Source organism: Paenilisteria rustica (assembly GCF_013820765.1).
Classification (GTDB): domain Bacteria; phylum Bacillota; class Bacilli; order Lactobacillales; family Listeriaceae; genus Listeria_A; species Listeria_A rustica.
The window spans coordinates 41,347-59,944 of record NZ_JABJVM010000018.1 but is presented as its reverse complement, the minus strand read 5'-3'; the positions used below and the strand labels follow the sequence as shown (position 1 = coordinate 59,944).

The following is an 18,598-nucleotide window of genomic DNA, read 5'->3' as shown; positions in this document are numbered from 1 at the left end:
ACGGTTTTGCTGGTTCTTTCCATGCTTTAAAAATCGACCATATTTGCGCTTAGCAAGCTAATCAAAAACGCGATGGCAAGTAATATTCCGAAGAATGTCAGAGCTTTACTCGTTGCTTTCATCGCTGGAACCATAGTGATTGGAACGCTTTTACCGATGAAGCGGCGAACGGCCTTGATGGCTTCTGGAGCGCTGAGTAGGATAATTAGAATCCACGGTGTTGCTTCCACTGTGAAAATCAGCGCGATTTCCCATACGTATGCGAAAATGAAGGCTGACGTGAAGAGGATAAGTGCTCCTTTTCGACCTAGTAAAATCGCGAGTGTGAGGCGACCGTTTGCTTTGTCGGGCTCTAAATCGCGGATGCTGTTGGCGAGCAATAAGTTACCGACTAGTACCATCACTGGAATCGAAACATAGACGATGAAGGAACTGATAAATCCGGCTTGAATATAGAAGGAAATGAATGTGATAATACCTCCCATGAAAAAGCCTGCCATGATTTCGCCGAATGGTGTGTAGGCAATTGGATATGGTCCGCCAGTGTATAAATAACCAACAACCATAGAGATAATACCAAGTAGGCCGATCCACCAATTATTCACGTCCATGCATAAGTAAATACCGCCTAGAATGGCTAATACGTATAGAAAAATGGCTAGGAATAAAATAAAACCTGGTTTCATCCCGTTTCGAACAATTGCGCCGCCGTTTCCCACTGTATGCTCATCGTCTTGCCCTTTTTTGAAGTCGTAGTATTCGTTAAATAGGTTGGCAGAGGTTTGAATGAGGAAACACGATATTAGCATGACTAAAAAGCGCGTAAAATGAAAACTTTCGTAGCTCATTGCGACGGTGGTTCCTAAAAATACTGGGACAAAAGATGCGACCAGTGTGTGGGGACGGAGTAGCATCCACCATTTATGGAATCCAGAATGTCTTACAATAGCTGATTTTGTGCCGTGTGCCATTAGTTTCTCTCCTTTTATAAAAGCTTTGTACTTGTACAATTTTAGGCAATGTTTGTCTATTAGTCAATGAATATAGGTAATTTCTTTTTTGATTGGCTAGAGGGGCTGTTTTTTCGGGAGTGTCTAGAGGTGTAAAAACGGATGGCTTTTGTTATAATGAGTAGGTGAGTGAAGGCAATGAAGGAGAGATGAGTTATATGGGTTTAACATTGCCAATAGAGCTGTTTCAGCAGGCAAATCGTAGAATAAGTGCGCAACAGGAGAACGTGTTGTTAAGCTGGGTTTGTGAGCTTCCTGGTGGTGCGGCAAAGCGTGTTTTTGATCAGGGAAAAGCGTTTAAAGGCGAGCGTTTCTTCTGGCAAAATAAAGAGCGGACATTGCGACTTGCGGGGCTTGGTGCGACGGATCAGTTGCGAGTGGAGCAGGGGCAGGACCGGTTTTTGGCGTTACATACGAGAAAAGAGCAGGTGCTTCAGCGGACGGTAACGAACAGTGAGGAAACAGCTTGTGGTGCCGTTTATTTTGGTGGATTTAGTTTTGATGATCAACAGGATACGTCGTCGGAATGGGAAAAGTTTGGGGAAGGATTTTTTTATTTGCCGCTTTTCTTGGTGACGGAGAAGGAGGATCGCTGTTATTTATCGGTGAATCTCTGGCTTTCGGAGGAGGATGACTATGCGAAAGTCGAGGCTGTGATGGCGCAGTGGGATAAGATTGTTGCGTCGCTGGTTATGCCTGATTCGGAAGTGGCTTGTATTTTGGAGGAGCGCTTAGCGGAGGATGCTTGGTTGCGCGCTGCGACGGATGTTGTGGCGTTGTTGCAGGAGTCGCCAAATATGCAGAAAGTGGTATTGGCTCGGCGGATGCGACTGGGATTCGATGGCTTTCTATCGAGCAGCTTGATTATCGCGAATATGGAGGAACAGCAGGGGAATAGTTACTGTTTTGTACTGGAGAATGGGACGAGTACTTTCTTTGGTGCCACGCCGGAACGTTTATTGATGGCGGATGCGGCTCATTTGGAGTCGGCTTGCGTGGCGGGTTCGATTGCGCGGGGTGAGACGGCGAGTGAGGATGCGGTGCTTGGGGAGACGTTGCTTAGTGACGCGAAAAACTTGGCGGAGCATCATTTCGTTGTGGAGATGATCCAGGGAACGATGGCGCAGTTTTGTGAGGATGTGCAGGTTTCGGCGAGTCCGATTTTGCTTAAGAATCGGGATATTCAGCATTTGTATATGACGGTTTCGGGACGACGAAGTGAGGCGAGGATGCTGGATGTGTTACGTGCGCTACATCCGACGCCGGCGCTTGGTGGTTGGCCGCAATCGGAGGCAATGACGGTGATTCGTTTGAAAGAAGAGATGGATCGCGGTTTTTACGGAGCACCGATTGGCTGGATTGACTCGCTTGATCGTGGAGAGTTCGCGGTTGCGATTCGATCAGCGCTTGCAATAGACACGAACGCGATACTTTATGCTGGATGCGGGATTGTGGCGGATTCGGTGCCAACAGAGGAACTTGCGGAAACGGCGATTAAGTTTCAGCCGATGTTACGGGTATTAGGAGGTAAGGTACATGAACGAACATAGACAGATTATGACGGAATATTTGGCGGCTTTTGTGGAGGAATTGGTGCAGGCTGGTGTGAAAGAGGCGGTTATTAGTCCGGGTTCGCGCTCGACGCCGATTGCTTTATTGATGGCTGAACATCCGACGCTAAAAATTTATGTGGATGTGGATGAACGCTCGGCGGGATTTTTTGCGTTGGGGATTGCGAAGGCTTCGAAAAGACCGGTTGTGCTTTTATGTACGTCGGGAACAGCGGCTGCGAATTACTTTCCAGCGGTGGCTGAGGCGAATTTATCGCAGGTTCCGTTGCTTGTTTTGACGGCGGATCGGCCACATGAGTTGCGAAATGTCGGGGCGCCGCAAGCGATGGATCAGGTTCGCCTGTTTGGATCGCACGTGAAGGAATTTACGGATATGGCGATTCCTGAGAATTCGACGGAGATGTTGCGTTTTGCGAAATGGCATGGTTCAAAGGCTGTGGATATCGCGATGACAGCGCCGCGTGGTCCTGTTCATTTGAATTTTCCATTGCGGGAACCATTGATGCCAATTTTAGAGCCGTCACCGTTTGCGGTAACGGAGAAGAAGCGCCGCCATGTGCATATTTATTATACGCATGAGGTATTGGAGGATGCAGTGATTGCGCAGATTACCCAAGCTTGTGCTGGGAAACGTGGCGTTTTTGTGGCTGGTCCTTTGGATAAAAAGGCTTTTTCACCGAAATTGGTGGCGCTGGCGGAACAGATTGGTTGGCCGATTTTGGCGGATCCGTTGTCGCAGCTGCGGAGTTATGGTGCGTTGAGCGATGTGGTGATTGACCAGTATGATGCGATTTTGCAGGAGGAAGTGGCACGCGCGGCTTTGCGGCCGGAAGTTGTGATTCGCTTTGGGGCGATGCCAGTTTCGAAGCCGCTGATGAAGTGGTTGGAGGCTTTGGAGGACGTGATGTTCTACGTGGTTGACCCTGGCGCGGCTTGGAAAGACCCGATTAAAGCGGTGACGAACATGATTCACTGCGACGAGCATTTCTTGGTTGGCGCGCTTACCGACGGCTGGCAGGAGAAGACCGAGCTTGACTGGATGGTTACGTGGCAACAGTTGAATGCAAAAGTAAAAACGGTTATCGAGGCGCATATGGCAACGCTTGACGTGCTAGATGAGGGGAAACTCGTGTACGATCTTCGTGCGTGGATTCCTGAAAAGGCCGGTTTGTTTATTGGAAACAGTATGCCGATTCGTGATATTGATACGTATTTTGCGCAGGTGGATAAACAGATTCGGATGCTTGCTAATCGCGGCGCAAACGGGATTGATGGTGTTGTTTCTTCGGCGCTTGGTGCGAGTTTGACGGAGCAACCGATGTATTTGTTGATTGGGGATTTGTCGTTTTATCATGATATGAACGGACTTTTGATGGCGAAAAAATATGGGCTAAATTTGACGATTATTGTGGTGAATAATAATGGTGGCGGGATCTTCTCGTTCTTACCGCAGGCGTCGGATCCGAAGTATTTTGAGTCGTTGTTTGGGACGGGGACGGATCTTGATTTCCGCTATACGGCGGCGCTTTATGGGGGTGATTTTCATGAGGTGGCGGATTGGGATGAGTTCCATGATGCGCTTGATCGGGCTCATTTCCACAAGGGGCTGGATATTATTGAAGTGAAGACGAATCGGTATGAAAATGTGGATGCTCACCGGACGTTGTGGGAAACGATCAAGACGGCGATTCGGTTGGAGTTGAAGTAAGATGCGGATTCGGGACGTGGATTACCATGTTGTGGAGACGAATGCTGGCGGGGCTTCGCGGGGAACGTTGTTGTTGCTCCATGGCTTTACGGGATCGCATGCGACATATGATGCGATTTTGCCGATTTTGTCTGCGGATTGGCATTGTGTGACGGTGGATTTGTTGGGGCATGGTGAGACGGATGCGCCGTTTGATGCTTCGCGCTATGAAATGGAGGAGCAGGCGGCGGATTTGATAGCGATTTTAGATCAGTTGGCTGTGCATCGGGCTTCGGTGCTGGGCTACTCGATGGGGGGCAGGCTTGCTCTAGGCCTTGCAACGCTGTATCCGGATCGGATTCAGACGCTAGTTTTGCAGAGTGCTTCCCCGGGTCTCATGTCGGAGCAAGAACGCACGGCACGAATTTTGAAAGATACGGCGCTTGCTGATAAAATTAGAACGCAAGGTGTGACGGATTTTGTTGCAGATTGGGAGAATTTGCCGCTTTTTGCGACGCAGCGTTATCTCTCGGAAAATGCGCGGGATAAGGTACGCGCGGAACGTTTGAATCAGCGGGCGCAAGGCCTAGCTGGGAGTCTTGGCGGAATGGGGACGGGTGCGCAGCCTTCTTTTTGGGAGGAGTTGCCGGCGCTTCAGATGCCGACATTACTTTTGACAGGGCAAGAGGATCAGAAATTTTGCGGGATTGCGTTGGAAATGAAAACGGCGCTTCCTGATGCAAAATATATTACTTTTTCAAATGCGGGACATACGATACATATCGAGCAACCGGAGGCTTTTGGTTACGCGGTCCGCAATTGGTTACGAATTAGAGGAGGAACGAAATAATGGGTTTTGAATGGAAAAAAGAGAAGGATTATACGGAAATTAAGTACGAAACATACGAAGGTATCGCGAAAATTACGATCGATCGTCCGCAAGTGCATAATGCGTTTACGCCAAAAACAGTGATGGAAATGATTGATGCGTTTACGATTGCGCGTGAGGATTCGAAGGTTGGCGTGATTATTTTAACAGGAGAAGGCGACAAGGCGTTTTGTTCTGGTGGAGATCAGAAAGTTCGTGGAAACGGTGGTTACGTTGGTGAGGACAATATTCCGCGCTTGAACGTGCTTGATTTGCAGCGTTTGATTCGTGTGATTCCGAAGCCGGTTATCGCGATGGTTGCTGGTTGGTCGATTGGTGGCGGAAACGTATTGCAACTCGTGTGTGACTTGACGATTGCGGCGGATAATGCGAAATTTGGTCAAACTGGGCCGAATGTTGGTAGTTTTGATGCGGGTTATGGATCGGGCTACTTGGCGCGCGTGATTGGTCATAAGAAAGCGAAGGAAGTTTGGTTCATGTGTCGTCAGTATACGGCTGATGAGGCGCTTGAAATGGGCTGGATTAACACGGTTGTGCCTCTTGCTGAGCTTGAGAATGAAACGGTTGCTTGGGCGAAGGAAATGTTGAAGAAGAGTCCGACAGCGCTTCGATTTATTAAGGCGGCATTCAACGCGGACACAGACGGTTTGGCTGGTATTCAGCAGCTGGCTGGTGATGCGACGCTTCTTTATTACACAACGGATGAGGCGAAAGAAGGACGTGACGCGTTCAAAGAAAAACGTGACCCAGACTTCGATCAATTCCCGAAATTCCCTTGATTGTTGGTGAAAAATGATGGAACTAACCAATTGGTTGGAAAAACGAGTGCGGCTTTCTCCCAGGAAGACCGCGCTTGTTTTTGATGATAAGCAGGAGACTTTTTTAGAGATTTATGCAGCGGTGCAAGAAGTGGCTGGAAAATTGGCGTCGTTTGGTGTTCGGGATGGGATGTATGTTGCGCTACTCGGTAAGAATGATCGGGAGACGTTTCTGATGATTCATGCGTTGCAGCAGCTGGGTGCGCGGACGGTTTTTCTGAATAATCGGTTGACAGCGACGGAGATTTTGTTTCAAACGCAAGATGCGCAGGTAGAGCGGTGTTTTTATACAGATGTGTTTGTGGGAAAAGTGGACGGAATCCGAGCGACTTCCTTTACGGCTGTGATGGGCGCACCGATTTTGGAACCTCCACTCGTTTCTCATTTTGCGATGGAGGATGTGGCTTCGGTCATGTATACATCGGGCACGACTGGGCAGCCTAAAGGTGTGATGCAGACTTACGGGAATCATTGGTGGAGCGCCACTGGCTCGATGCTGAACCTTGGTTTGCAGGCAGGAGATAGTTGGCTTTGTGCGGTGCCAATTTTCCACATTAGTGGTCTGTCGATTTTGATGCGCTCAGTGATTTATGGGATTCCAGTTTATTTGGAGGAACGTTTCGATCCAGAACGTGTGGATAAATTTTTGCAAAGCGGTGAAGTGACCTTGATTTCGGTGGTAACAACGATGGCGCAGCGTTTGCTGGACGTTTTTACGACGCCTTATCATCCGAATTTTCGTTGTATGCTGCTTGGTGGAGGTCCGGCTAACCAATCGATGCTTGAGGCATGCTTTGAAAAAGGAATCCCGCTGGTGCAATCGTTTGGCATGACAGAAACCGCTTCGCAAATCGTGACGCTACCACCGGAAGATGCCCTTTTAAAAATTGGATCGGCAGGCAAGCCCTTGTTTCCGGCAGAAATCAAGATAAGTGAACATGGTGAAATTTTGCTAAAAGGGCCTTCAATCATGGCTGGATATTTGCATAATGATTTGGCGACAAAGGCAGCATTTGACAAGGATGGCTGGTTTCAGACTGGTGATGTCGGCTATTTAGATGACGACGGTTTCTTATTCGTGCTGGACAGGCGCTCCGATTTGATTATATCAGGTGGCGAAAATATCTATCCAACCGAAATCGAGCATGTTTTGATGGCACACCCGAATGTTTTAGAGGCGGCTGTGGTCGCTCTATCGGACGAAAAATGGGGAGAGGTACCTGTGGCTTTTATCGTCGCAAAAGAGGATATGGACACAGAGCAACTTTACGAATTTTGTCAGCAAAAGTTGGCTAGGTTTAAAATACCGCGTCAAATTCATTTCTTAGATGAGCTTCCGAAAACCGCATCACAAAAAATTCAACGGCATCGTTTGAGGGGAAAGTAATATAGGAAAAGGCCGAGCGTGTGAAGCGCTCGGCCTTTTCTCTACATTAATAATTCAACGCCTTGTCTAATGCTGCTAAATTATCCTTCATGATGGACATATAATCGCGTTTTGCATCAATATCTTTTTGCGTCAATGTCTCTAAATTATGCAGTTTCATTGTCTTCGTATCCGTTTCTTTCTGGATAACGTCAGCAATTTTGGAATTCGTATTTTGCTCTAACAAAATGTATGGAATCTTATCTTTTTTAATCGTGCTTACAATCGATGTTAACTTCTTCTGGGATGGCTCGTCACTTGTTGAAATACCAGCAATCGGAATTTGTTTCAAGCCGTATTCTTGCTCCCAGTAACCATATGCCGCATGTGCCGTCACAAAATCCTTATGTTTCGCGCTCGTAGCCATCGTTTTGTAATCGCTATTCAGCGTTTTTAATTGCGATACAACATCCTCATAATTTTTTTCAAATGTAGCTTTTTGTGCAGGAAGTTCCTTGCTTAAATTATCCCGTACAACGCCTGCCATCGTCACCATGTAATTCGGATCCAGCCAAACGTGCGGATTTACATCGCCATGATCATGGTCATCCTCGTCGTCCGCATGATCTTCCTCTTCATGGGCAACAGTTGGCAGCTTCAAATCATCCGTCGTCACGACAAACTTCACGTTCTCATTTTTAAGCGATTGTTTCGCTTTATCAACAAAACCTTCCATACCAAGCCCAATATAGAAAAACAGGTTGCTATCTGCAATATTCATCATGTCTTTTTGTGAGGGGTCAAAGCTGTGGGCATCCGAACCAGCAGGATACACCGAATGTGCATCGACATATTTGCCACCAATTTGGGCCGCTAAGTATTGTAATGGATAAACCGTCGTGTAAACGGTCAACTTATCCGCATCTTTCGTCTTCGCGTCGCTATTACCACAACCGACCATGAAAACAGAAACAAGAAGAATCGTACTAAGTAAAATTGCTATTTTCTTCATGAGAAAAGGAACCCCCTAAATCGAAATGATTCTTATTTGATGCCGAAAAATAATAAATCGTAGCGATTACGATTTAACATCAGAAATTCATAATACCGTATATATCACAAAAAGGCAAGCAGTTTATTGAAATTTTTAATCTAAGGAATAGGAGTGGTTACTAGCACGTGTTTCTTGCAAGCACTCCTATTTTTCACTATAATGATGATGACGGTGGTCTTTATGGTCGCACTTAATAGGCACTAAATCCACACCACCTTTATGGAAAGGATGGCATTTAGAAATTCGCTTGATTGTCAGCCAGCCACCTTTTAGAGCACCGTGTTCCGTAATTGCTTCCATACCATATTGTGAGCAAGTAGGGTAAAAGCGGCAAGTTCCGGGTTTTAGCGGTGAAATATATTTGCGATAAAGACGAATACCGCCCAACATGATTTTCTTCATTTTGCGACTCACCTTCATTTTTAAGAGATTTAACCTCTTTATCGTACCACAAATTCGAAAAAAAGAAAGGGAATAAGCATGTATACGTATCGGGATTCGCTTGGGAATATGGTATCGATTTATTTTGATATCCAACAAGAAGCAGACGATGTGCTCGTCATCGCACAATTTCATGACGCTTGGTTGTTTACAACGCATAAAACCCGTGGCATCGAGTTTCCTGGTGGGAAGGGTGAACCTGGGGAGACGAATGCGGAAACGGCAATCCGTGAAACAATGGAAGAAACCGGCGCAAAATTAGACAAATTACATATAATAGCGCAATATGAAGTAAAGACAGTAGAAAGAACGTTTAGCAAACGCGTTTATTTGGCGAATGTCGTAGGTTTTGTGAATCAGTTGGATTATATGGAAACACTGGGGCCAAAGCTGATTGCAGGAGATTTAGCGAGCCTTGTCCAGCAGAATCAGTTCAGTTTTTTTATGCGAGATGAAGGAATGCAGGTCGTGATTCAAGAAGCACTGCGACAACTAAAATCAAATAATTGGAGGTAATACGCATGGGAATGCCATTAGAAGTTAATACAATGATCGTAACAAAGGGAAAAGAGAAGCGGATTTCAGATAATTTTTTTGAGTTGGAGAAAGCAGGATATCGTATTTATCCAATCGATGTGCCGGTAGAAGTCCGGACGACAAAAGAAAGCGAGACAAACGGGATTGCAGTGCCACGTAAGCTCATCTGGGAAAACGATACAACGATAATTACATATGAACTAGTGTCGCTTAATTCGAGTAACTAGGCAACAAAAAAAGTTGAGCCGGTAATACGAGGGCTCAACTTTTTCTAACTGATTATTTACGCTGTTTTCTTATCTGACATGCGACGAATCCAAGCAATGAGGCTAATAATTAGGGAGAAAATATATTCTCCAAGTGTGGCAATGAAAATGGAAATCGCGATCTCAGCTTGTGAAACCCCGCCGCCGTAAAAGCTAATAAAGAAAATAACTGCACTCGTAATCAAGCCCATTGTCGCTAAAAAGTACTTGAACCAGCGCCATTTCAAAACAAATTCAAAAATGCACACAGCGATAATAAAAATCGCAAAAATAATCAAAGTTAATGCTGAAAATATCATAGTTTCTTCTCCTTTGGTGAACCAAGCATTCATACAATCTAGGAAATCCCGATGTATAAAATTCATTTTAACATAGTTTGGCGAGAATGGTAAGCAAGAAACGTAATTTAAGGAGATGAATGAGGATGAAAGATATCGTTCTATATGATCAAAACTGTCGATTTTGCAAAGCTACGAAGCGCTTATTTGAAAGGCTGGACTGGATGCATGTCATAGATTGGAGACCGCTTCAAGGTGCCAGGGATATCGGGTTTTCACAAGAAGAACTAATGCGCGAAATTCATCTTATCGCACCGGATGGGAGTGTCAAGAAGGGATTTTTCGCGATTCGCCGGATGTTGTTGCGTTTTCCACTGACAGGGTTGATTGGCCTGATTATGTACTTGCCATTTTTAAAACCAGTGGGACGATTTGGATACAGTGCGGTGGCAGATAATCGGACGTGCGATATCCGAAAAAGAAGTAGGAATAAGCATGAATAATTTTTGTGCGTGACAATAATAATGAAACATGTTACAATAACGTGAAAACTAAATTAAACTCTTATCCAGAGCGGTAGAGGGACTGGCCCTTTGAAACCCGGCAACCTACATGTATTGTAAGGTGCTAACCTGTGGCAGGAAGTGATTTCCTGATCGATGAGAGCGAAGGTATTGTAAATAATAGCCTTCTCTCTATTCCGCGTGCAATTGGCAAATAGGGAGAAGGCTTTTTTGTTGGCATGAGGATAAAACATGTCGCATGAAAGCGTGAACGAAAACTACAAGGAAACAGACGATAAGTTCGCATTTTTGCAAACCACTTCGCGATGGAGAAGAAAAAGGAGGAAACAAAGAATGGCAAGAAACCGTCATTTATTTACGTCAGAATCTGTTTCTGATGGACATCCAGACAAGATTGCAGATCAGATTTCAGATGCAATCCTGGACGCAATTTTAACGAAAGATCCTGATGCTCGCGTAGCTTGTGAAACGACAGTAACAACAGGATTGGTACTCGTAGCGGGGGAAATAACAACCTCTACTTATGTGGATATTCCGAAAATCGTGCGTGATACGATTAAAGAAATTGGTTACACCCGTGCAAAATATGGTTTTGATGCGGAAACATGCGCTGTTTTAACGGCAATAGACGAGCAGTCACCAGATATTGCGCAAGGTGTGGATGTCGCTTTAGAATCCCGCGATGGTTCAGCCGAAGATGCCGCAATCGATGCTATTGGGGCAGGAGATCAGGGCTTGATGTTCGGTTTTGCAACAGATGAAACCGAGGAATTGATGCCACTTCCCATTTCATTAGCACACGCATTATCCCGTAAAATCGCAGAACTACGCAAAAATAACGTATTAACTTACCTACGCCCAGATGCGAAAACACAAGTAACAGTAGAGTATGATGATAATAATCAACCAATTCGTGTCGATACGATTGTTATTTCCACACAACATCATCCAGATATTTCACAAGAACAGATCGCAACTGATTTGCATAAACTAGTCATAGAAGAAGTGATTGACGCGAACCTTCTTGACGCGGAAACGAAATACTTCATCAATCCAACTGGTCGCTTCGTTATTGGTGGGCCTCAAGGAGATGCTGGCTTAACTGGTCGCAAAATTATCGTCGACACATACGGCGGCTATGCACGTCATGGCGGTGGAGCTTTTTCCGGTAAAGATCCGACAAAAGTGGACCGTTCAGGCGCCTATGCTGCACGTTACGTAGCAAAAAACATTGTCGCAGCTGGACTTGCTAAAAAAGTAGAAGTACAGCTAGCCTATGCTATTGGGGTCGCTCATCCGGTATCAATCTCTATTGACACATATGGAACAAGTAGTTACAGTGAGCAAGACTTAATCAATGCGGTAAACAAATTTTTCGATCTACGTCCAGCAGGAATTATCAAAATGCTTGACCTGCGTCGCCCGATTTATCGTCAAACCGCGGCATTTGGACATTTCGGAAGGTTGGATTTAGATTTACCTTGGGAAAAAATAGATAAAGCGCAACAAATGAAAGAATTTTTATTAGAAACTGCAACTGTAAATTAATATTTTAAAACCTAGCTTTGGAGCCAATCCAGCTAGGTTTTTTACATTTTGAGTAGTTTTTTCGCAAAAATACCATGATTTCGTCACAAAAAGTACACACACAGATGAATCGTTATGTAATATAATAATTAAGTTACTTAACGAAAGGGGTTTTCAACATGAAAACAAAATTATTAGCAGCTTCAGCAATCGCAGCATCACTCATCCTCGTAGCAGGTTGTGGCAATAGCGATGCAAGCGACACGAAAAAAGAAGAAAAAACAGAAAAGACCGAAACAACAGCAAAACATGAGGATCACTTAGACTACCATGATCAAAAATCGTGGCAATTTGAAGCAGGCGACACACAGTCCCCAATCAACATTGAAACAGCCAAAACAGAACCAATGAAAGACACAGGAACTATTGAATTAAACTACAATCAAAAAGTGACCGATGAAGTAGACAACGGACACAGTATCCAAGTAGATGACGGTGGACAAGCCACTATCAACGGACGCAAATTTGAATTAAATCAATTCCATTTTCACGCAGAAAGTGAGCATACAGTGGATGGCAAACATTATCCAATCGAAGCCCACTTTGTAAATGAAAATCAAGATAGTCGTCTAGCAGTTATCGGCGTTTTCTTCAAAGAAGGTAAAGCAAATCCAGCTTTCCAAAGCATTTTAAACAACGTTAAAAAAGGCGAGAAAACAGCAGTTAGCGAGCCAATCGACGTAGCAGCTCTACTTCCAACAAACAAATCATACTACCACTACCTAGGCTCTCTAACAACACCACCACTATCTGAAAACGTAGAATGGTATGTTATGTCGACACCAGTAGAAGTTTCAAAAGAACAAATTGCAGAATTCAACAAATACTACGATGGCAACAACCGTAAAATTCAACCACTACATGACCGTCCAGTATTAAAACACACCGAAAACTAAAAATCGCCCAGCAGCGGGCCGCCAAAGGCTCATTTTCGTCGTTAAAAGCTGTGTTCCGATGCTCATGTACTTTAGTACATTCCACGTCGGTACTCGCTTTTGCTTAGAAACTAAACCTTTGGCGGCCCGCTGCTGTTTTGTGGTGGATTTTTAGATATACATAAAAATACGATTTTTTGTAAGATACTTAGAGATAGGCTGAAAGGAACTCAAATCATAATAAAATTGCAATATCATTCATTATTTTTGAGATAGGACGAATCCTATTTTTTGGGGTAAGACGTAAATTTTGCTTCAAACAAACGCTTGCCGCCGATTTATCTGGTTTATGAACAATTCTAACCGTCTTTTTTTGCGGGATACTGTTCAAACAAAGCCTATTTATGATATGATAGACGTTGTTGAAAAGAGAACATAAATAGTTTAAAAATAGAGGAGAAATGTGACGATGTGTGGATTTATTGGATGCGTACATGACCGCATTGCTGAAATTACTGGCGAAGAGAAGGAAACATTTAAGCAAATGAATGACATGATTACTCACCGTGGACCTGATGATGAGGGTTATTTTACGGATGAACATGTTCAGTTTGGTTTCCGCCGACTCAGTATTATTGATGTGGAGAACGGTCATCAGCCGCTGACGTACGAGAATGAGCGTTATTGGATAATTTTCAATGGTGAAATTTATAATTATGTGGAGCTGCGCGAGAACTTAGTGAATGAGGGCATGACTTTTGAGACGAGCAGTGATACAGAGGTTATTATTGCTACATATGCCAAGTATAAGGAAAAAACGGCGGAACAATTGCGCGGTATGTTTGGCTTTGTTATTTGGGATAAAGTAGAGGAAAAAATTTACGGTGCCCGCGATCCATTTGGTATCAAGCCGTTTTTCTATGCAGAAGAAGATGGAAAACTTTATATGGGCTCTGAAAAGAAATCAATCTTACATGCGCTGAAATCGACAAAATTGGATGAAGTGTCATTACAAAATTATATGACGTTCCAGTTTGTTCCAGAGCCGGATTCTTTGACGCAAGGTATTAAACGCTTAGAACCTGGCCATTATTTCACGAAAAAAATCGGCGAATCAATGCAGATTAGTCAATATTGGAAGGCGAAGTTCCAACCAGTTGCGAAGTCAGAAGATACGTTTATTAAAGAAATTCGTGATGTAATGTACGATTCTGTGAAAATGCATATGCGCAGTGACGTTCCAGTTGGCTCGTTCTTATCTGGTGGGATTGATTCCTCGATTATTGCGGCCATTGCCAAAGAATACCACCCTGCGATTAAAACGTTCTCTGTCGGTTTTGAGCGCGATGGCTTCAGTGAGGTCGACGTAGCGAAAGAAACGGCTGAGAAGCTAGGTGTGGAGAACATAAGTTACATTATTACGCCACAAGAATACATGGATGAATTGCCGAAAATTGTTTGGCATATGGATGATCCGTTGGCAGATCCAGCTGCGATTCCGCTTTATTTCCTATCTCGTGAAGCGCGTAAACACGTGACAGTTGCTTTATCAGGAGAGGGCGCTGATGAACTTTTCGGTGGGTATAATATTTATAACGAGCCGAACTCATTGTCCATGTTTAATAAAATGCCAGGTGTTTTGAAATCCATGTTACGCGGTGTCGCCAATGTCATGCCTGAGGGAATGCGTGGTAAGAGCTTCCTAGAACGCGGAACGACGCCGATGGAAGAACGTTATATTGGTAACGCCAAGATGTTTACGGAAGCCGAGAAAAAAATCTTGTTACCGAAATATCAAGCTGGCCATGACTATACTAAAATTACCGATCCATTGTACGCGGAAACAGTTGGTTACAATCCAGTTGAGCGGATGCAATACATCGATATCCATACGTGGATGCGTGGTGACATCTTGTTGAAGGCAGATCGAATGACGATGGCGAACTCGCTAGAAGTCCGCGTGCCGTTCTTAGATAAAGAAGTATTCCGTGTCGCAAAAGATATCCCAGCGTCGCTTAAAACAACGAATGGTACAACGAAATACATGTTGCGCAAAGCTGCTGAAGCATTTGTACCAGATCATGTTTTGAATCGTCGTAAACTTGGATTCCCAGTACCGATTCGTCATTGGTTGAAAGACGAGATGAATCAATGGGTTAAAGATATTATTCGCGATTCACCAACAGATCATTTAATCAACAAAAAATATGTTTTGCAATTGCTAGACGATCATTGTGCTGGAAAACAAGATTATAGCCGCAAAATTTGGACGGTTGTTATTTTCATGATTTGGTATGATGTGTATGTAGAGAATAAGTATGATTTTGGAAAATAACCGAATAAATGCGGAATCACCGGGCTGTTTTGAGCTCGGTGATTTTGCATTTATGATGCAGAATATGATGAAATCCAAAAATATCCATAGTATGTAAGGGCTAACATACAACATTTAATCTATCTTTGTGAACATATGGTGAATCTTTTTATGAAAGCTTGAATTCGCAGTATCTTGGCTGTATACTGGGTTAAGAAAGTGACTAGTTGCTACATTGACGAAAAGGCTTGTAGTAATGAGTTAAGTTACTCTTCATGCAGATTACAAATAATATTATAATTGTGCTATGATGCTAAATATTTCTTTTGGCTTGGCAAAGTACATACAATTAGGTTGGGAGTATTGCGAATTATCTAAGTTGAATGAATAAAATGACATATGATGAAGTAATAGACTATAAACTTTATGAATGAAGGATTATTGCATACAAAAAAGCCGGGAATATGTATAAAGTGTGAAACATTTCTAAGTCTATTGAATCTACCGCGATTAGTATGTATAATATAGTACAAGGAGACAGTATACTGGTCTAGGGGATATAATTTAATATTTGAGTAATAAATTTGGACTATTAAATATCGTTAAATATTTTCTGAATAATCGGTCTAAATTATTTATTTGTTTAAAAAAGAGTATTGCGATTTTTCGCAACTAACTGAGGGAGTTGGCATAATGTTTGAAGAGGGAAGGAAGAAATCATCTTTTATTATCTCGCTATTTGGTTTTGTGCTTTGTGTAGCGATGCTAGAGATGATTGGTTTTTGGAGGACGGGGAATATTTCGACATCGTTTAGTATTTATGGATGGGGGATGGTCATTTATCTTATTATTAAAATGACTCTATCTATGTTCTACAAGCCGAAGAAAAATGAGCCACCAAATTTGAAAGTAACGGTTGTTATTCCAGCTTATAATGAGTCGAGTGACGCAATTCTACGTTTGATGGAGACGATTCAGAAGCAAACCTATCCAATACATGAAATCTTTTTCGTGGATGATGGTAGTAAGTCAAAAGAGGCGGTTATTGCTTTGCGAAAATACGTAGCTGAAGCAGACTTGCCAAATACGAAAAATATTATTATTCATGAGATGGAGAAGAACCAAGGCAAGCGCCATGCACAAGCCTATGCTTTTGAGCACTCTACGGGGGACATATTTTTTACCATGGATTCTGACGGAGAGATTTTTCCAGATACGCTTTATGAATTAATGCGACCATTTGCTGATGAAAAAGTGATGGCAGCGACAGGGCATATTAATGCTCGTAATCGTGATACAAACTTATTAACGCGCCTTCTGGATATGCGTTATGACAATGCTTTTCGTGTGGAACGTGCCTCGCAGTCAGTAACTGGACACATTCTTGTTTGCTCAGGGCCAATTAGTTGCTATCGACGCGAAGTTGTTATGGATAATCTACAGCGATATTTGAATCAAACTGTTCTTGGCGTTCCAGCTTCTGTTGGGGATGATCGTTGTCTAACAAACTATGCGATTGAGAAAGGAACTACGATTTATCAATCAACGGCCGAATGTATTACGGATGTTCCAGATACAATGCGTGTCTTTTTAAAACAACAAACACGATGGAGTAAATCGTTTTTTAGAGAGACTTTTATATCGATGCGCATGATTTTCACGCACCCTATTGTATTTTTATGGTCTTTCGTTGAGATAGTGCTATGGATTATTTTCTTAGCAGCTGTTGGGTATAATATCATTTGGCATTTCTGGGATTTGACATGGGTCGATTGGGTATTTTATTTAATTTTGGCTTGTCTATCTGCTTATGCGAGGAATGTACATTACATGTTTAAGTATCCACTTTGTTATTTAATGGCACCAATTTATGGTCTTATACATTTTTTTACTATTCATATTGTTCGTTTAACTGCGTTGGCAACATTACGTGTAGATAAATGGGGAACACGTTAAGGCATACAAAAAGGAGTAATGGGATGAATAATTTCGAGAAAATAAAGAATAATTTGAATAAAAAAGAAGCGGTTATCGCCGTTATGGGACTTGGTTATGTTGGCTTACCACTAGCAATTTCCTTTGCTGAAGCTGGTTTTCAAGTCATTGGCTTTGATCCAAGTGAGCCGAAAGTGACACTTGTTAATCAAGGTAAATCTGATATTATGGATATCACATCGGAACGCTTATCGAAATTGATTGGAAAGGAAAGGTTTGTTGCGACGACTGATCCTGAAAGCTTAGCAAAAGCAGATGCTATCATTATTTGTGTGCCGACACCGCTCACTAAATCATATGAACCAGATATTTCATATATTGTGAGCGCGGTGGACATGATTCGCGCGAACATGACAGTTAATACGGTTGTGGTATTGGAGAGCACGACATATCCAGGTACTTCTAAGGAATTGCTTCATGCACCAATCGCGAAAGATGGTTGGAAGTTAGACGAAGATTTCTATGTGTGTTATTCACCCGAGCGAGTTGATCCTGGGAATAAAACGTATCAAACAGAAAACACACCGAAAGTATTAGGCGGTATGACACCGATTTCGATGCAAGTAGGAACAGCTTTATACGAACAGGTTATTGACCATGTGGTACCTGTAGCGTCGACGGAAGTTGCTGAGATGAGTAAACTACTTGAAAACACATTCCGCAGTATCAATATAGCATTTATCAATGAAATGTCGTTATTATGCGAAAAGCTAGATATTGATGTTTGGGAAACAATCGAAGCATCCAGTACAAAACCATTTGGATTTATGCGATTTAACCCGGGCCCAGGAATTGGTGGGCACTGTATTCCGCTAGATCCGATTTACTTGTCTTGGAAAGCGAAAGAAGTTAATTTTTTCAGTCGCTTTATCGAGTTAGCGCAGGAAACAAATCATCAAATGCCGGAGCATGTTGTTCACAAGGCGATGAAGACTTTGAACAGTAAACAAAAAGCATTGAGTGGATCGCGTGTTTTATTATTAGGTATGGCGTATAAGGAGAATATTGATGATCTTCGTGAATCACCGAGTATTTCGGTTTATGAAAATCTTGTAAAAGCAGGAGCTAGCGTGGATTTCTGTGATCCATTGGCAACGAAGTATAGGGATGACGATGGTGTCATTCAAGAAACGATTCCGCTCGATTACAATTATTTTGCCTCTTATGACCTGGTTATCATGCTGACATGTCACGATCTTTTTGATAAGGAGCAGATACTCGCTAACAGTGATTTAATTTTAGATACGAAAAATGTGATGTCTTCATTCGGTTCGAGTAAAGTCGCGCGTTTCGGTGGTGGACCTTCTGTAGCTGTTGAAAAATTTTTAACGGCACAGTAAAGGGTTAGGGAACTAAAGAAGATTCTGCTCTTGTAAAAATGAGCGG

General features: G+C 43.1%; 17 protein-coding genes and 1 riboswitch. Of the genes, 13 read left to right on the top strand and 4 right to left on the bottom strand.

The genetic code is table 11. The annotated features are described in order from the left end of the window. Positions 1–26: 26 nt before the first annotated feature. Positions 27–971, bottom strand: coding sequence for a 1,4-dihydroxy-2-naphthoate polyprenyltransferase (locus tag HPK16_RS13970; RefSeq protein ID WP_181677544.1), 945 nt, complete (start codon positions 969–971; stop codon positions 27–29). A 197-nt stretch (positions 972–1,168) separates the two neighbouring features. Between HPK16_RS13970 and HPK16_RS13965 the strand changes: the two genes are divergently transcribed. From HPK16_RS13965 to HPK16_RS13945, 5 genes are read left to right on the top strand one after another with little or no spacing between them, the layout of a single operon-like run. Further along, positions 1,169–2,560, top strand: a complete 1,392-nt coding sequence (locus tag HPK16_RS13965) for an isochorismate synthase (RefSeq protein WP_181677543.1) — start codon at positions 1,169–1,171, stop codon at positions 2,558–2,560. Then, the gene (gene menD, locus HPK16_RS13960) at positions 2,547–4,289 is read left to right on the top strand and encodes a 2-succinyl-5-enolpyruvyl-6-hydroxy-3-cyclohexene-1-carboxylic-acid synthase (RefSeq protein ID WP_181677542.1); all 1,743 of its coding nucleotides are present in this window, start codon (positions 2,547–2,549) and stop codon (positions 4,287–4,289) included. Before HPK16_RS13965 ends, menD begins: the two co-directional genes overlap by 14 nt. A gap of 1 nt (position 4,290) precedes the next feature. Next, positions 4,291–5,118, top strand: a complete 828-nt coding sequence (gene menH / locus HPK16_RS13955) for a 2-succinyl-6-hydroxy-2,4-cyclohexadiene-1-carboxylate synthase (RefSeq protein WP_181677541.1) — start codon at positions 4,291–4,293, stop codon at positions 5,116–5,118. Continuing rightward, positions 5,118–5,936 carry a 1,4-dihydroxy-2-naphthoyl-CoA synthase gene (gene menB / locus HPK16_RS13950; RefSeq protein WP_181677540.1) on the top strand — a complete coding sequence of 273 codons (819 nt, stop codon included), beginning with the start codon at positions 5,118–5,120 and terminating at the stop codon, positions 5,934–5,936. Before menH ends, menB begins: the two co-directional genes overlap by 1 nt. Before the next feature lie 16 nt (positions 5,937–5,952). Continuing rightward, a complete protein-coding gene (locus tag HPK16_RS13945; RefSeq protein WP_181677539.1) occupies positions 5,953–7,362 on the top strand; it encodes an o-succinylbenzoate--CoA ligase in 1,410 nt (469 codons plus the stop codon). 46 nt (positions 7,363–7,408) lie between these two features. Here HPK16_RS13945 and HPK16_RS13940 read toward each other — a convergent pair whose 3' ends face one another. Continuing rightward, a complete protein-coding gene (locus tag HPK16_RS13940) occupies positions 7,409–8,353 on the bottom strand; it encodes a metal ABC transporter solute-binding protein, Zn/Mn family (protein WP_181677538.1) in 945 nt (314 codons plus the stop codon). Between the two features lie 186 nt (positions 8,354–8,539). Then, positions 8,540–8,797: a membrane protein insertion efficiency factor YidD gene (gene yidD / locus HPK16_RS13935; protein WP_220132350.1), complete on the bottom strand. Its 258-nt coding sequence runs from the start codon at positions 8,795–8,797 to the stop codon at positions 8,540–8,542. A 78-nt stretch (positions 8,798–8,875) separates the two neighbouring features. Here yidD and ytkD point away from each other — a divergent pair, with 78 nt between their 5' ends. After that, complete coding sequence (ytkD, locus tag HPK16_RS13930) at positions 8,876–9,352, top strand: RNA deprotection pyrophosphohydrolase (RefSeq protein ID WP_181677536.1); 477 nt, start codon at positions 8,876–8,878, stop codon at positions 9,350–9,352. A gap of 5 nt (positions 9,353–9,357) precedes the next feature. Then, a complete protein-coding gene (locus HPK16_RS13925) occupies positions 9,358–9,600 on the top strand; it encodes a DUF2584 domain-containing protein (protein ID WP_181677535.1) in 243 nt (80 codons plus the stop codon). Positions 9,601–9,656: 56 nt separating this feature from the next. On the opposite strand, the gene HPK16_RS13920 is transcribed toward HPK16_RS13925, so the two are convergent. Continuing rightward, positions 9,657–9,938, bottom strand: a complete 282-nt coding sequence (locus tag HPK16_RS13920; RefSeq protein ID WP_181677534.1) for a hypothetical protein — start codon at positions 9,936–9,938, stop codon at positions 9,657–9,659. A 125-nt stretch (positions 9,939–10,063) separates the two neighbouring features. Here HPK16_RS13920 and HPK16_RS13915 point away from each other — a divergent pair, with 125 nt between their 5' ends. The 6 genes from HPK16_RS13915 (at position 10,064) to HPK16_RS13890 (ending at position 18,552) form a co-directional block, all read left to right on the top strand. After that, positions 10,064–10,420, top strand: a complete 357-nt coding sequence (locus HPK16_RS13915; RefSeq protein WP_181677533.1) for a thiol-disulfide oxidoreductase DCC family protein — start codon at positions 10,064–10,066, stop codon at positions 10,418–10,420. Between the two features lie 58 nt (positions 10,421–10,478). Then, positions 10,479–10,583: riboswitch (SAM riboswitch) on the top strand. Positions 10,584–10,774: 191 nt separating this feature from the next. After that, positions 10,775–11,989, top strand: coding sequence for a methionine adenosyltransferase (metK, locus tag HPK16_RS13910; protein WP_181677532.1), 1,215 nt, complete (start codon positions 10,775–10,777; stop codon positions 11,987–11,989). Between the two features lie 158 nt (positions 11,990–12,147). Next, the gene (locus HPK16_RS13905; protein WP_181677531.1) at positions 12,148–12,924 is read left to right on the top strand and encodes a carbonic anhydrase; all 777 of its coding nucleotides are present in this window, start codon (positions 12,148–12,150) and stop codon (positions 12,922–12,924) included. A 448-nt stretch (positions 12,925–13,372) separates the two neighbouring features. Next, the gene (asnB, locus tag HPK16_RS13900) at positions 13,373–15,238 is read left to right on the top strand and encodes an asparagine synthase (glutamine-hydrolyzing) (RefSeq protein WP_181677530.1); all 1,866 of its coding nucleotides are present in this window, start codon (positions 13,373–13,375) and stop codon (positions 15,236–15,238) included. 672 nt (positions 15,239–15,910) lie between these two features. Then, the gene (locus HPK16_RS13895) at positions 15,911–17,173 is read left to right on the top strand and encodes a glycosyltransferase family 2 protein (protein ID WP_181677529.1); all 1,263 of its coding nucleotides are present in this window, start codon (positions 15,911–15,913) and stop codon (positions 17,171–17,173) included. Between the two features lie 23 nt (positions 17,174–17,196). Then, positions 17,197–18,552 (top strand): nucleotide sugar dehydrogenase, encoded by a 1,356-nt coding sequence (locus HPK16_RS13890; protein WP_181677528.1) that lies wholly within the window; start codon positions 17,197–17,199, stop codon positions 18,550–18,552. Positions 18,553–18,598: the final 46 nt, after the last annotated feature.

Bases quoted from the DNA above. Each gene is read 5' to 3' on its own strand.
- menD (WP_181677542.1), top strand. From the start codon at position 2,547: ATGAACGAACATAGACAGATTATGACGGAATATTTGGCGGCTTTTGTG.
- menH (WP_181677541.1), top strand. From the start codon at position 4,291: ATGCGGATTCGGGACGTGGATTACCATGTTGTGGAGACGAATGCTGGC.
- metK (WP_181677532.1), top strand. From the start codon at position 10,775: ATGGCAAGAAACCGTCATTTATTTACGTCAGAATCTGTTTCTGATGGA.
- yidD (WP_220132350.1), bottom strand. From the start codon at position 8,797: ATGAAGAAAATCATGTTGGGCGGTATTCGTCTTTATCGCAAATATATT.
- HPK16_RS13920 (WP_181677534.1), bottom strand. From the start codon at position 9,938: ATGATATTTTCAGCATTAACTTTGATTATTTTTGCGATTTTTATTATC.
- HPK16_RS13905 (WP_181677531.1), top strand. From the start codon at position 12,148: ATGAAAACAAAATTATTAGCAGCTTCAGCAATCGCAGCATCACTCATC.
- HPK16_RS13925 (WP_181677535.1), top strand. From the start codon at position 9,358: ATGGGAATGCCATTAGAAGTTAATACAATGATCGTAACAAAGGGAAAA.
- HPK16_RS13965 (WP_181677543.1), top strand. From the start codon at position 1,169: ATGGGTTTAACATTGCCAATAGAGCTGTTTCAGCAGGCAAATCGTAGA.
- menB (WP_181677540.1), top strand. From the start codon at position 5,118: ATGGGTTTTGAATGGAAAAAAGAGAAGGATTATACGGAAATTAAGTAC.
- HPK16_RS13895 (WP_181677529.1), top strand. From the start codon at position 15,911: ATGTTTGAAGAGGGAAGGAAGAAATCATCTTTTATTATCTCGCTATTT.
- ytkD (WP_181677536.1), top strand. From the start codon at position 8,876: ATGTATACGTATCGGGATTCGCTTGGGAATATGGTATCGATTTATTTT.
- HPK16_RS13915 (WP_181677533.1), top strand. From the start codon at position 10,064: ATGAAAGATATCGTTCTATATGATCAAAACTGTCGATTTTGCAAAGCT.
- HPK16_RS13970 (WP_181677544.1), bottom strand. From the start codon at position 971: ATGGCACACGGCACAAAATCAGCTATTGTAAGACATTCTGGATTCCAT.
- asnB (WP_181677530.1), top strand. From the start codon at position 13,373: ATGTGTGGATTTATTGGATGCGTACATGACCGCATTGCTGAAATTACT.
- HPK16_RS13945 (WP_181677539.1), top strand. From the start codon at position 5,953: ATGGAACTAACCAATTGGTTGGAAAAACGAGTGCGGCTTTCTCCCAGG.
- HPK16_RS13940 (WP_181677538.1), bottom strand. From the start codon at position 8,353: ATGAAGAAAATAGCAATTTTACTTAGTACGATTCTTCTTGTTTCTGTT.
- HPK16_RS13890 (WP_181677528.1), top strand. From the start codon at position 17,197: ATGAATAATTTCGAGAAAATAAAGAATAATTTGAATAAAAAAGAAGCG.